The 13,506-nt window shown below is 27.9% G+C and carries 14 protein-coding genes; 11 read left to right on the top strand and 3 right to left on the bottom strand.

Annotation, left to right across the window (positions count from 1 at the left end; translation table 11 throughout):
- The first annotated feature begins 6 nt into the window (after positions 1-6).
- Positions 7-426, top strand: a complete 420-nt coding sequence (locus LEQ07_RS01680) for a DUF3785 family protein (RefSeq protein ID WP_046822091.1) — start codon at positions 7-9, stop codon at positions 424-426.
- A 30-nt stretch (positions 427-456) separates the two neighbouring features.
- On the opposite strand, the gene LEQ07_RS01675 is transcribed toward LEQ07_RS01680, so the two are convergent.
- Positions 457-1,095 (bottom strand): SIMPL domain-containing protein, encoded by a 639-nt coding sequence (locus tag LEQ07_RS01675; protein ID WP_263329293.1) that lies wholly within the window; start codon positions 1,093-1,095, stop codon positions 457-459.
- Positions 1,096-1,304: 209 nt separating this feature from the next.
- Between LEQ07_RS01675 and LEQ07_RS01670 the strand changes: the two genes are divergently transcribed.
- Complete coding sequence (locus LEQ07_RS01670) at positions 1,305-2,582, top strand: replication-associated recombination protein A (protein ID WP_263329292.1); 1,278 nt, start codon at positions 1,305-1,307, stop codon at positions 2,580-2,582.
- Positions 2,583-2,624: 42 nt separating this feature from the next.
- Here LEQ07_RS01670 and LEQ07_RS01665 read toward each other — a convergent pair whose 3' ends face one another.
- A complete protein-coding gene (locus tag LEQ07_RS01665) occupies positions 2,625-3,182 on the bottom strand; it encodes a hypothetical protein (protein WP_263329290.1) in 558 nt (185 codons plus the stop codon).
- Positions 3,183-3,393: 211 nt separating this feature from the next.
- Here LEQ07_RS01665 and LEQ07_RS01660 point away from each other — a divergent pair, with 211 nt between their 5' ends.
- The 9 genes from LEQ07_RS01660 (at position 3,394) to LEQ07_RS01620 (ending at position 9,756) form a co-directional block, all read left to right on the top strand.
- Entirely contained in the window at positions 3,394-3,660 is a 267-nt protein-coding gene (locus tag LEQ07_RS01660) for a hypothetical protein (RefSeq protein WP_263329289.1), read from the top strand.
- On the top strand, positions 3,648-4,163 hold the full coding sequence (locus LEQ07_RS01655; protein WP_317851985.1) for a GNAT family N-acetyltransferase: 516 nt from the start codon (positions 3,648-3,650) through the stop codon (positions 4,161-4,163). The genes LEQ07_RS01660 and LEQ07_RS01655 overlap by 13 nt, the downstream gene beginning before the upstream one ends.
- 164 nt (positions 4,164-4,327) lie before the next feature.
- Positions 4,328-4,777 (top strand): RrF2 family transcriptional regulator, encoded by a 450-nt coding sequence (locus LEQ07_RS01650; RefSeq protein WP_021429944.1) that lies wholly within the window; start codon positions 4,328-4,330, stop codon positions 4,775-4,777.
- An 18-nt stretch (positions 4,778-4,795) separates the two neighbouring features.
- Positions 4,796-5,983 (top strand): cysteine desulfurase NifS, encoded by a 1,188-nt coding sequence (gene nifS / locus LEQ07_RS01645; protein ID WP_046822096.1) that lies wholly within the window; start codon positions 4,796-4,798, stop codon positions 5,981-5,983.
- 1 nt (position 5,984) lies between these two features.
- Complete coding sequence (gene nifU, locus LEQ07_RS01640) at positions 5,985-6,440, top strand: Fe-S cluster assembly scaffold protein NifU (protein ID WP_046822097.1); 456 nt, start codon at positions 5,985-5,987, stop codon at positions 6,438-6,440.
- A gap of 400 nt (positions 6,441-6,840) precedes the next feature.
- Positions 6,841-7,536 (top strand): response regulator transcription factor, encoded by a 696-nt coding sequence (locus tag LEQ07_RS01635; protein ID WP_046822098.1) that lies wholly within the window; start codon positions 6,841-6,843, stop codon positions 7,534-7,536.
- Positions 7,511-7,735: a hypothetical protein gene (locus LEQ07_RS01630; RefSeq protein ID WP_046822099.1), complete on the top strand. Its 225-nt coding sequence runs from the start codon at positions 7,511-7,513 to the stop codon at positions 7,733-7,735. Before LEQ07_RS01635 ends, LEQ07_RS01630 begins: the two co-directional genes overlap by 26 nt.
- Positions 7,736-7,759: 24 nt before the next feature.
- Positions 7,760-8,713, top strand: a complete 954-nt coding sequence (locus LEQ07_RS01625; RefSeq protein ID WP_263329284.1) for a hypothetical protein — start codon at positions 7,760-7,762, stop codon at positions 8,711-8,713.
- Between the two features lie 95 nt (positions 8,714-8,808).
- Positions 8,809-9,756 (top strand): sensor histidine kinase, encoded by a 948-nt coding sequence (locus tag LEQ07_RS01620; protein ID WP_263329283.1) that lies wholly within the window; start codon positions 8,809-8,811, stop codon positions 9,754-9,756.
- A 313-nt stretch (positions 9,757-10,069) separates the two neighbouring features.
- Here LEQ07_RS01620 and LEQ07_RS01615 read toward each other — a convergent pair whose 3' ends face one another.
- Positions 10,070-13,501: a pyruvate carboxylase gene (locus LEQ07_RS01615; RefSeq protein WP_263329282.1), complete on the bottom strand. Its 3,432-nt coding sequence runs from the start codon at positions 13,499-13,501 to the stop codon at positions 10,070-10,072.
- Positions 13,502-13,506 lie beyond the last annotated feature (5 nt).

Below are 13,506 nucleotides of genomic sequence, written 5' to 3'. Positions count from 1 at the left end.
TGTATTATGAACAATTATAAATTTAAATTTAGAGAAAAAGAGTATGAACTAAATGAAAATAGCTGTAGTGGTCTAATAAATGATGAAGAAAAGCCAGTGTCTAATATAGATTTAGATAAGGTTTTAAGATTGTTGAATCAAGATGAAAATATTGATTTTGATTTAGAATACTATCAAGAAGCTTGTCCAGAGTGCTTAGCAGGAGTTAAGGAAAAACAAAAATTCTTTGGATTCTTAGAATATCATTTTTATGTATTTTCAAAGGATGGTAAATATGTAATCAGTGATATAGATAAAGAATATGAAGGACTATCATTTAATAAGTTAAGTAGAGCTGGAAAAGTAGACGATAGTTATATAGTAAGTATAATAATATGTGAACATTGTGGAGATTATATAGTTCAAATAGAAAATTGCATAGTATAAAAAGCTGCTTTTATAGCAGCTTTTTTATTTTTATATATAAGTATTAAAAACAACAGTTACTTGAGCTGTAACTATTAAATCACCTGATGATAGATAAGGAGAGCTTGCGTATCCAACATCTCTTTTACTTACAGAATAAATTGAAGTACTATTTTCAAAAATACTTTCAGGTAAAGGTCTTAATTTTATACCAAGATTTTTAGCTATTAATGCACCTTTATCCAATGCATCTTGAGTTGCAGCTAAAAGTGCATCTTTATAATGAGGAGCTGTATCAGATACAGTAAATGAAATATTAATATTGCTATTAGCGCCGTTTTCTATAGCTAAAGAATAAATATCGCCTAAATTTTTTATATTAGTGATTTCAATTCTTAAAGTAGTAGTGATTTCATAAGCGATAAGTTCATTTGATATATTATCATATTTTTTATTTATAGAAACATCATAAGCATTTATATTTTCTTTTGGAATACCATAGTCAGTTAGGCTAATTATTATGGCATTTACAGTATTTGAATTTTCTACTTGAGCTACTTGAACATCAGGATTAGATGTGGTTACACCTACTGTCAATAAAGCTAAGTCAGCCTTAACTCTAACAGTCCCAACTCCATTCATAGAGAGTTGCCCCTTCTCTCTAATTGCATTCATATTCATATATTGCATAAAATATCCCCTTTCAACAATCACATATACTATAAATATACTAATTTAAAATAAAATTTATTCCTAAGATAAGGCTTGATTAAAAATAATGATACATAGTAAAAGTACTATAGATGAAATAAAATTTGAAAGGTAGTATAATAATGTAAGTAAAAAAGAACTAAATTTTTATTTATATACAATTTTACATATAAAGTTAGGAGGTAAAAATGCAACCATTAGCTGATAGATTAAGACCTCAACAAATAGATGATATGATAGGGCAAACTCATATAATAGGAAAAGGAAAAATTATAAATAAGCTTATAGAAAATAAAACTATTCCAAATATGATTTTATATGGACCACCAGGTACAGGAAAGACTACATTAGCTAATATAATAGCTAATGTAACTGGAAAAAAATATATAAAGTTGAATGCAGTTAACTGTGGAACTAAAGAAATTAAAGAGGCAATAGATAGTAGTAAGAGAGATTTATTTTCATATAATGGAATAATTTTAATGCTAGATGAGATACAAGCTTTAAATAGAAAGCAACAACAATCACTTCTTGAAGTTATAGAGGATGGATCTGTTACATTAATAGCAAGTACAGCGGATAATCCATATTTTGTAGTATACAAAGCCATATTAAGTAGAAGCACTATATTTGAATTTAAACCAATAAATAAAAATGATATATTTGTAGGCTTAAAAAAATCTGTAGAAAAAATTAAAAAACTTAATACATATGAGAGTATAAACGTTGACGAAAACGCATTAGAGTATATTGCTCAAACGTGTAATGGAGATATGAGAAGTGCATTAAATAAGTTAGAGTTAGTTGCTAACTTAGGAACAAATATAACGACTAATAGTGTAAATATAACACTAGAAAATGTTATGGATTGTTCAACTGTAAAAATGATGAATTTTGATAGAGGTGGAGATGATGGATATTCTATACTATCTGCATTTCACAAATCTCTTAGAGGATCAGATGCAGATGCAGCTATACATTATTTAGCAAGGCTTGTAAAAGCAGGAGATATACAAGGAATAACAAGAAGATTATTGTGCGTTGCAAGTGAGGATATAGGGCTTGCTGTCCCTCAGGCTATAACTATAACTGAAGCTTGTGTTTCTTCAGCTCTTCAATTGGGGTTTCCAGAAGCAAGAATTCCTCTTGCGCAAGCTACAATATACTTAGCTCAGTGTCCAAAATCAAATTCAGTAATAAGTGCTATAGATTTAGCGCTAGCTGATTTAGATAGCATAGAAACTGGGGATATACCTATGCATTTAAAAGATGCTCATTACTCAGGGGCAGCTAAACTAGGTAGAGGACTTGAATATAAATATCCTCATGACTATGAAAATAATTATGTAGATCAACAGTATTTACCTGAGCCTATAAAGGATAGAAAGTATTATAATCATGGATTAAATAAAAATGAAAAATCATTTGAGCAGTATTGGAAAACTTTAAAGAATAAAAATAGTTAGTTAAAATTAAGAAAGGTACAGTTTTGCTACTGTACCTTTTTATTATATTCTTTTATATATTAGTGGATCGATAAATCCGAAAGTTATTTTATCATTTTTATAAAAAACTTCACTTACGTATAATGTAGAGTCTTCTATTCTTTCTTTTAATTCAAATTTAGTTACAGGTGAAAAATAACTAATGCTTTCTCCAGTAAATACTCCATCGGACTCATCATAGACCATAGGTGTAAATTTTTCAGAAACAATTAAATTATTATAATCCATTGTTAAGTATTCATTATCATTTCTAAAATCTTCTTTTTTAACGCCTTCAGGCAATTCATATGATGTTAACACAACCTTATTATCTTCATTCAGTGTAAATAAAAATAAATGAGGTAATATATTGCTGAAATTGCCTTGCTTATAATAACTTTCCTCTATAACAAAGTAACCTTTAAAATCCTTAGGTAAGTTTTTTATTTTATCATTGCAAATACCATTTATATGTTTTGCATAAGGGTGTTTTACCTCACCTTTTTTTAATTCAGATTCTATTTGCTCATCATTATTAAAGGTTCCACATAAATTTTTAACAAAGATATCTAATATAGTCATAATTAACCCTTCTTTCTGAAATTATTAAAACTAATATATCACTATGAAAATAGATTTTCAAGTAATTTGATTATAAAAATGAAATTTTGTTTTAATTTGATATAATTATAAAATAATAACTAATTTAATAAAGGAAAAAGCCTTATAAAAAGAATAAATAAATAACTAATAACATATTATTTAGCATTAAACTTATATGTCGGAGGATAAAATGATTCTAAAGTTAGATGAATGTTACCATAATCAAATTATTGAATATTTAAGAAGAGAAGAAGATTTTAATTTATTTGCAATAGGAGATATTGAAAGATATGGATATGATAATCAATTCTTTAATATATGGGGAGATTTAAATACAGTTGGAGAGATAAATGGATTACTTATACAATACTTTGATCTATTAACGTTGTATTCTTATGATAATAGAGATATGACTTGCTTTATTAATCATATAAGTAGCCTACCATTAGTAACATAAATGGGAAAATTGAAACTTTAAAATATATAGAGCCATATATTAATTATGATAGAAAAAGAATTGTTAACTTTTGTATATTGAAAAATAGAAGCTATTTAAAAGAATACGAATTAGATAGTGATGTTAAAAAAATAAGATTTGGAAAGATAGGTAAAATACTAAGTTTATATGAAAATATAAATGAATTTCAAAAACCTACAATACAAAGTATAAGAGAAAACTTAAGGACTGGAAGAGGATATTATATTGAAAAAGATAAAAAAATTGTATCTATGGCAAAATCTACAGCAGAAAGTACTACACATGCGATGATAGTTGGAGTAGGTACACATCCTATGTACAGGAATAAGGGATATGCAACAAAATGTATAGTTAAGTTATGTAATAATTTGATAAATGAAAAAAAGAAGCCATGCCTATTTTATGATAATGAAGATGCCGGAAAAATTTATAAAAAATTAGGGTTTAAAGAAGTCGGTCAGTGGGTAATTTATTATGTATAAAGAATAAAAAGAGTTGAAAACACAAGGTTTTAACTCTTTTTTAATTCCTACAAAAATAGTATGAATTTAATGTTGACAAGATCACTAGGATATAATAAAATAATCTTGAAGATAAAACCTAGTAAGTTAGTCGGGAATACCTATTTGAAAAGAAGGTGTATAAAATGAAGTTATCAACTAAAGGTAGATACGGACTAAAAGCAATGTTTGAGCTTTCGTTGACACAGAAAAATGGACCAGTTCCATTAAGACAAATAGCTCAAAAGCAAAATATATCAGAGCAATATTTAGAGCAAATATTTTCGGCACTTAAAAAAGCTGGATTGATAAAAAGTGTAAGGGGTGCTCAAGGAGGATATTTATTAGTTAAAGAACCTAAAGATATAACTGTAGGAGATATACTAATAGTACTTGAAGGTCCTGTTTCAATATCAGATTGTGTAGTAGATGAAGATATATGTGAAAACTCTGGAATATGTGTTACCAAAATTGTTTGGGAAAGACTTAAAAAAGGTATTGAAGATGTTATAAATTCAATAACACTTCAGAACATGATAGATGATTACAATAAAAATAAAAACATAAATGATATAACAGATTTAATTATAAAATAGATTTAGGAGATGAATGAAATGGAAAAAAGAAAAATATATATGGATTATTCGGCTACAACTCCTGTAAAACAAGAAGTACTAGATGCTATGATGCCTTACTTCACTGAAACTTTCGGAAATGCATCAAGTTTCCATTCTTTCGGGAGAGATGCAAAAAATGTTTTAGATAAATCAAGAGAGACTGTGGCGAATCTTATAAATGCAAAACCAAATGAAATATACTTTACAGCTGGTGGAACAGAAAGTGACAACTGGGCAATAGAAGGAGTTGCTTTTGCAAACAAAGCTAAAGGAAATCATATAATAACTTCTAAAATAGAGCATCATGGTATATTACATGTTTGTGAATACTTAGAAAAGCATCATGGATTTGAAGTAACATATTTAGATGTAGATGCTGATGGTAGAGTAAATGCTGAAGATGTTGAAAAAGCAATAACAGATAAAACTATATTAATAAGTATAATGTTTGCTAACAACGAAGTAGGTACTATACAACCTATAAAAGAAATAGGAGAAATAGCTAAAAAACATAATGTTATATTCCATACAGATGCTGTTCAAGCTGCTGGAAATGTACCAATAGATGTTAAAGAGTTAAATATAGATTTAATGAGTATGTCATCTCATAAGATTTATGGACCAAAAGGTATAGGTGCTTTATACATAAGAACTGGTGTTAAACTACACACATTTGTTCATGGTGGAGCACAAGAGAGAAGAAGAAGAGCAGGTACAGAAAATATACCAGGTATAGTTGGATATGCAAAAGCATGTGAACTTGCAAAAGCTAACATGGAAGAGCATATAGAAAGACTAACAGCATTAAGAGCTAAACTTATAGATGGGATACTAGAAAGAATACCTCATACAAAAGTTAATGGAAGCTTAGAATACAGACTTCCAGGAAATGTAAACTTCTCATTTGAGTTTATAGAAGGAGAAGGAATACTATTAATGCTAGATATGTTAGGTATAGGAGCATCAAGTGGATCAGCTTGTACTTCTGGATCATTAGATCCATCTCACGTTCTTATGGCTATGGGGCTACCTCATGAGATAGCTCATGGATCATTAAGACTTAGTATAGGAGATTTTACAACAGAAGAAGATATAGATTATATAATAGATAACTTACCAAAAATAATAGAGAGACTAAGAAGTATGTCACCATTATACAACAAGTTAGAAAAGGGAGGTAATTAATATGCAATACAGTGAAAAAGTTATGGATCATTTCATGAACCCAAGAAATGTTGGAGAAATAGAGGATGCTAGTGGAATAGGAGAAGTTGGAAACGTTAAATGTGGAGATATAATGAGAATATATCTTGATATAGACAACGATACTAAAATAATAAACGATGTTAAGTTTATGACTTTCGGATGTGGATCAGCTATAGCAAGTTCTTCTATGGCTACAGAATTAATAAAAGGTAAAACTATAGAAGAAGCTTTAGATATAACAAATAAAGCTGTTGCAGAAGCATTAGATGGATTACCACCAGTAAAAATGCACTGTTCAGTATTAGCGGAACAAGCTATAAAAGCTGCTTTAATAGATTATTCTAAAAAGAACAATATACACATAGCTGCTTTAGATGGTGTTGTTATAGAGGATGACCACGATCATCATCATGATTTAGAAGAAGATTTAGTTTAAAATTAAGTTCCACTCGGTTCAGTTATGTATGTTTCCTTCACACGACGTACTATGTACGTAAGTGTTCTGTCAACATACATAACTAAACCTTCGATAATCTTAATATTTAAACTTTGGATAGAGACGAAAAAGAGGACATTTATAACTATAAGTTATAAATGTCTTTTTTTTGTGGAAATTTTTATTAAAAATGAAACTTTTTTGAATAATTTTTCGTCTAATATATGAAGATACTTTTAGGAAGAAAGAAATTAGAAAGAAATTGTAAGAAAATCTTAAGATTTATGTTAAGAAAATCTTAAGATTTATAGTTTATTATATAAATATAGAAAAAATAAAGATAGAAAGGTCGGGATATTGTATAATCAAAACTGATGATTAAATTAAGTGAGGTAAGTATATGAGTAATATTTTAGTTGTTGATGATGATAAAGAAATAGTAGATTCTATTGAGATTTACTTAAAAAATGAAGGATTTAATATATTTAAAGCTTATGATGGTATGGAAGCATTAGAAATTTTAGTATCAGAAAATATTCATCTGATAATTATGGATATAATGATGCCTAAATTAGATGGAATAAAAGCTACCATAAAAATTAGAGAAGAAAAAAATATACCAATAATATTAGTATCTGCAAAAAGTGAAGATAGTGATAAAATTATTGGATTAAATATTGGAGCAGATGATTATATAACAAAACCATTCAATCCATTAGAACTTATAGCAAGGACTAAATCGCAACTCAGAAGATACATAAATTTAGGAAATTACGAATCTGTAGAAAATAAAGATATTTTGCAAAGTGGAGATCTTAAATTACATATTAATAGTAAAGAAGTATTTGTTGATGAAGAATTAGTTAAACTTACACCTATAGAATTTAAGATTTTAAATCTTTTAATATCTAATAAAGGTAGAGTTTTTTCAATAGATGAAATTTATGAAAGAGTTTGGGAAGAAGAGAGTTTTAACTCAGAAAATACAGTCAGTGTTCATATTAGGAGAATCAGAGAAAAGATAGAAATTAATCCTAAAGAACCAAGATACTTAAAGGTGGTGTGGGGCGTTGGATACAAAATCGAGAAGTTATAACATTTTTAAAATAAAAAGATGGAATATACAGCTAGTAATGCATTTTGCACTTTTACTTATATTTTTCTTTATGGCACAAGTTGGAGCTGTTTTAATAGGATTTACATATTTAGAAGGACAGTTAGGGATGCAATTTTTAGTCTTAGCAATTTCAAATTTTGTTTTTTACAAAATTATGAGAGCTATTAATCTATTATAGGTAAGTAAAGAAATGGGTGAATAAATGAAAAAGACAAATAAAAAAATATTAAAGTTTATAACTTTAATCATATTATTAATTTCAACAGCAATATTTGGAGCAATAGCTGGCGACTTATTTTTTGGATATACATACAATAAGATAAAACCAAGTAATTTAATCAATAATTCAAATATACCACATGCAAGTAATTTTTTTGAAAGCGATGCATTTGAAAGTAGGATTCTTCCAAATATATTAACAAACATGGAGATATCAACATCAAGTAAATATCAAAAGGAAGATATAGTAGAGGGTAGAAGAAAATTAGCTGAAATTAAAGGTATGAAATTTTTTATTGAAAATAATTCTACGGGAGAAGTTTATAGTAATACTAACTTTATAAATAACGAAGAGTTTAGAAAATATCAAAAAGATTATTATAATCTAGATATTGATTTTCAAGATAATTTAGTTAAATACACTAAAATTATGAATAACAAACGAAATGTATATAAGCTAAATAGAGCAAATAATTATTGGGGTACGGAAGAGAACCTTAAAATCAGTATGTCATTCCCGAAACAAATTAACTACAACTTAGACTACTATGATAGCCTGGGGTTTAAATGGAATTACAATCAGTTTGAGCATTATAAAAATTTATCAAAAGATTTAATTAAAGTTTTAATAATATCAGCTATCATATCGATTATTTCATTAATAGCGTTTATAAAAAATAAAGAAAAACTTATAAATAAAGATAGTTTAATATTAAAAATATATACAAAAACACCTTTAGAAATATATGCTTTTATATTTTTAGTATTAGGTATGTTTTCAATTTTAGAAGTAAGCTCTAGATGGTCTGTAATTTTAAAGTTTATATTTTTAAGTTTCATATTTATTTGGATAAGTTGCTTTATAAATTTAGAAAAAAAGACTGAGATTTTTAAAAATAGTATAACTTATAGGGTTGGAAGCTTTTTACAAATGTAATAACAAATACAATTAATTATGGGAAAAAAGTACCTTTAATAAAAAGATTGATTTTACTAGATTTATTAATACTAATGTGTACAGCATTTATACTTATGTTTTTTAATGTGCAATTTTATTCAATTTCATTTAGAGTAGTTATGTTTATTTTAACTATACTATCGTCAGTTTTATTTATTGTAACTGGATATACAATAAATCGATTAGCTTATATAGATGAAATAATAGAAGGTACAGAAAAAATAAAAAATGGAGATATAAATCATAAAATAAGATTAAGAGATAATAATAGCTTAACTATTCTTGCAGAAAATATAAATAATTTAAGTGACGGACTAGAAAATGCAATAGAAGAAACATTAAAAAGTGAAAGAATGAAAACGGAGCTTATAACAAATGTAAGTCATGATTTAAAAACGCCTTTGACATCAATAATCAATTATGTTGATTTAATCAAAAAAGAAGAAAATGTACAGCCTGAGTACTTAAATGATTATATAAATATATTAGACAATAAGTCAAAACGTTTAAAAAATCTTATAGAAGATTTGTTTGAGGCTAGTAAAGCAAGTAGTGGAAATATTGATCTTAATATTGAAAGGTTGGATTTAAATCAACTATTAAGACAAAGTATAGGTGAAAATGAAGAAAAATTAATAGAATCTAATTTGAGTTTAAAATTAAATATCCCAAAAGAACCTGTTTATATAAATTGTGATGGAAGACGAATGTATAGAGTATTTGAAAATTTACTGGTAAACATATCTAAATACTCTCATGAAAATACAAGGGTGTATGTAGATATGATAGTAAATGAAAATCAAGTATTTGTGTCTATGAAAAATATATCAGCATACGAATTAAACTTTGAAGCAAGTGAAATACTTGAAAGATTCAAAAGGGGAGACTTAGCTAGAAATACAGAGGGAAGCGGACTTGGACTAGCTATTGCTAGAGACTTAGTACAACTTCAAGGTGGTAAATTAGGTGTTCAAATAGATGGAGACTTATTTAAGGTAGAACTCTCCTTCAACACAATATAAAATAAAAAATTCGCTTTGCTCATGTCGCTCAAATTTCATGTCGTCAACGTCCACTCGATAAACTCGTGTCCCGTTACTCAAACGACTTCGTCCGTTGCTCAAAAGCTTTTTCATGTTCAGAGCATAGTATATTGATATAAATAAAATTCATATGTAATTCATCAATTTTAGTAAAGTTGATTTTCTTAAACATAAAAAAAGCTGTGTAAAGCTAGATAGCAAAGGATAAATATATAAGTTTTAGCGACCATTTGGGAAGCAAAACTTGTGTATTTATCCAAAGCTTAAGTAACTTTTACACAGCTTTTTATTTTTATTTCATATCTATTAGTAATTGTTTATCTTTTACCATTTCATCTTGACTTACATAAATAGATTTAACACATCCACTTGTTTTAGCTACTATAACAGTTTCCATTTTCATAGCTTCAATAACGATAAGTGGCTGATTTTCTTTAACTTCTTCGTTTTCTTTAACTAATATATTTACAACTTTTCCAGGAATGCTAGCACCTATTTGTAAAGGATTGTTCATATCAGCTTTTAAGATATCTTTTATATTTGAACTATAGTGAGTATCATTAACTTCTACATCTCTCATCATTCCATTTAGTTCAAATGATAAAGTTCTATTTCCGTCATCTTTTATATCCCCTATTTCTATTAACTTTATAGTTAATACTTTTCCTTCTTCAATCTCTACTTCACATTCTTCCCCTATTGATAAACCATAAAAATATACATGACTTTCAAGTTTTGAGATATCGTTATATAACTGTAGATGCTTTAAATAATCTTCATAAACATTAGGATAAAGTGTGTAACTTAATACATTTCTTACATTAGAATCCATATTAAATTTTTCATCTAGATATGTTTTTACAGATTCAAAATCTTCACTTGGAATTAACTCTCCAGGTCTTACTGTTATAGGAGCTTCTCCTTTTAGTACGACTTTTTGAATGTCCTTAGGAATTCCTCCTTCAGGTTGACCTATCATACCTCTACAATAGTCAACAACTGAGTCTGGGAATGAAAGATTTTTCCCTTCTGAAACTATATTATCTTTATCTAATTTATTTTTTACCATAAATATTGCTAAATCACCTACAACTTTAGATGATGGAGTAACTTTAATTATATCACCTAATATTTCATTAGATTCTTTATACTTTTCTTTTACTTGATCAAACTTATCAGATAAACCTAAACTGTCAGCTTGAGGCTTTAAGTTTGTATATTGACCACCTGGAATTTCATATTTATAAATTTCAGCAGATGGGTTCTTTAAATCACTTTCAAATTTTGAGTATACATTACGTAAATCTTTATAGTAATTACCCAATTCTTCAAATCCATATAAATCTATTTTAGTATCTCGTTCTGTGTTTTTAAGAGCTTCTACAATTGAATTTAATGAAGGCTGACTAGTAAGTCCTGCCATTGTTTCAAGTGCTCCATCAACAATATCAACTCCAGCTTCAGAAGCCATTAAGCATGTAGCAACTCCATTACCACTTGTGTCATGAGTGTGTAGGTGAATAGGAGTATTAACATTTTCTTTTAATGCTTTTATAAGAGTATAGACAGCATATGGTTTTAAAAGACCTGCCATATCTTTTATACATATAATATCAGAACCTAATTCTTCTAATTGTCTAGCCATATTAATGTAATACTCTAAATTATACTTAGTCTTATTTGGATCTAAAATATCTCCTGTATAACATATAGTAGATTCAACAATTTTACCAGTCTCAAGAGCTGTATATATAGATGGTTTCATATTTTCAACCCAGTTAAGAGAGTCAAATATTCTAAAAACATCAATTCCTTTATTTGCAGATTCTTTTAAGAATTCCTTTATAACGTTATCGGGATAGTTTTTATAACCAACTCCGTTAGATGCTCTAAATAGCATTTGAAACATTATATTAGGAATTTCTTCTCTTAGTTTTTCAAGTCTTACCCACGGAGATTCTTTTAAGAATCTATATGCTACGTCGTAAGTTGCTCCTCCCCACATTTCAAGAGAGAATAAATCTTTCATATGCTCACTTGTTTGCTGTGAAACTTTTAGTAAGTCATAACTTCTAAGTCTTGTTGCTAAAAGAGACTGATGAGCATCTCTCATAGTTGTATCCGTTAGAAGTAATTTTTTCTCTTTTTTTATAGATTCTAAATAGTCTTTTTTACCTAGTTTATCAAATAGAATTTTACTTCCTTCGTTTGGAGAAAATGTATTACTTGATTTAGGGTTATATATAGTTTGAAACTCAGGTTTTTCAGAACACTTATTTTCATTTACTATAGTATTTCCTATAAATTGAAGTAGTTTAGTTCCTCTATCTTTACTTTCTTTTATTTCAAATAAATCGGGATTTTCATCAATGAATTTTGTACTACAGTTTCCTTGTGAAAAAATTGGGTTATTTAAAACATTAACTAAGAAACCTATATTTGTTTTAACACCTCTAATTCTAAGTTCTTTAATTGAACGAACTGTTTTGTTTATAGCGCCTTTAAAAGTTCTATCCCAAGATATTGTCTTAACTAATAAACTATCGTAGTAAGGGCTTATTGTAGAGCCTGTGAACCCATTTCCTCCATCTAATCTTATACCAAAACCTGAACCAGTTCTATAAACTTGTATTTTTCCAGTATCAGGCATGAAGTTATTTTTAGGATCTTCTGTAGTTATTCTGCATTGGATAGAGTAGCCTCTTACTTGGATATCTTCTTGTGACTTTATGTTTATAGGTTCATCTTCTAGTTTAAATCCTTGAGCTATTAATATTTGACTTTGAACTATGTCTATACCTGTTATCATTTCTGTTACAGTATGTTCAACTTGAACTCTTGGATTCATTTCAATAAAGTAGAAGTTTTCATTTTCATCAACTAAAAACTCTAATGTACCTGCATTTACATAGCCTACATGTTTAGCTATTTTTACAGCATTAGTACATATTTGTTCTCTAAGTTTATCAGATAGAGAAAAGGCTGGAGCATATTCTATTATTTTTTGATGTCTTCTTTGAACTGAACAATCTCTTTCATATAAATGAACTATATTTCCAAACTTATCTCCAAGTATTTGAACTTCTATATGTTTTGGGTTAGGTATATATTTTTCTATAAATATAATATCCTCCCCAAAGGCTTTTCTTGATTCACTACATGCAGTTTCGTATTCTATATTTAAGCTATCTTCACTGTATACAATTCGCATACCTCTTCCGCCACCGCCATTAGAAGCTTTAAGCATTATAGGATAACCAATTTTATTAGCTATTTCTTTAGCTTTTTCTATGCTTTTAATTGACTCATCTACACCTGGAATAGTGGGAACATCAGCTTGTTTAGCTATTTGTTTTGAGTTAATTTTATCTCCCATCATATTCATTATTTCAGCAGATGGACCTATAAATATTATTCCGTTTTCTTCACATTTTTTTACGAACTCTGGATTCTCAGATAAAAAACCATATCCAGGATGAATTGCATCTACATTTTTACTTTTAGCCAATTCAATTATGCCATCTATATCTAAATAAGCATCAATAGGACCTTTATCTTCTCCTATTAAATATGATTCATCAGCTTTAGTTCTAAATAAAGAATATTTATCTTCTTTGCTATATATCCCAACGCTTTTTATACCTAATTCAGAGCAAGCTCTAAATATTCTAATTGCAATTTCGCCACGATTGGCTACTAAAATCTTATTAATTTTTTTAAGCATAACTG

The sequence above is a fragment of the Paraclostridium sp. AKS73 genome (assembly GCF_025671395.1).
Taxonomy (GTDB): Bacteria; Bacillota; Clostridia; order Peptostreptococcales; family Peptostreptococcaceae; genus Paraclostridium; species Paraclostridium benzoelyticum.
The sequence above is the reverse complement of the archived record's forward strand: the minus strand, read 5'-3'. Positions and strand labels throughout refer to the sequence as shown.

Bases quoted from the DNA above. Each gene is read 5' to 3' on its own strand.
- LEQ07_RS01680 (WP_046822091.1), top strand. From the start codon at position 7: ATGAACAATTATAAATTTAAATTTAGAGAAAAAGAGTATGAACTAAAT.
- LEQ07_RS01675 (WP_263329293.1), bottom strand. From the start codon at position 1,095: ATGCAATATATGAATATGAATGCAATTAGAGAGAAGGGGCAACTCTCT.
- LEQ07_RS01670 (WP_263329292.1), top strand. From the start codon at position 1,305: ATGCAACCATTAGCTGATAGATTAAGACCTCAACAAATAGATGATATG.
- LEQ07_RS01665 (WP_263329290.1), bottom strand. From the start codon at position 3,182: ATGACTATATTAGATATCTTTGTTAAAAATTTATGTGGAACCTTTAAT.
- LEQ07_RS01660 (WP_263329289.1), top strand. From the start codon at position 3,394: ATGATTCTAAAGTTAGATGAATGTTACCATAATCAAATTATTGAATAT.
- LEQ07_RS01650 (WP_021429944.1), top strand. From the start codon at position 4,328: ATGAAGTTATCAACTAAAGGTAGATACGGACTAAAAGCAATGTTTGAG.
- nifS (WP_046822096.1), top strand. From the start codon at position 4,796: ATGGAAAAAAGAAAAATATATATGGATTATTCGGCTACAACTCCTGTA.
- nifU (WP_046822097.1), top strand. From the start codon at position 5,985: ATGCAATACAGTGAAAAAGTTATGGATCATTTCATGAACCCAAGAAAT.
- LEQ07_RS01635 (WP_046822098.1), top strand. From the start codon at position 6,841: ATGAGTAATATTTTAGTTGTTGATGATGATAAAGAAATAGTAGATTCT.
- LEQ07_RS01625 (WP_263329284.1), top strand. From the start codon at position 7,760: ATGAAAAAGACAAATAAAAAAATATTAAAGTTTATAACTTTAATCATA.
- LEQ07_RS01620 (WP_263329283.1), top strand. From the start codon at position 8,809: ATGTTTTTTAATGTGCAATTTTATTCAATTTCATTTAGAGTAGTTATG.
- LEQ07_RS01615 (WP_263329282.1), bottom strand. From the start codon at position 13,501: ATGCTTAAAAAAATTAATAAGATTTTAGTAGCCAATCGTGGCGAAATT.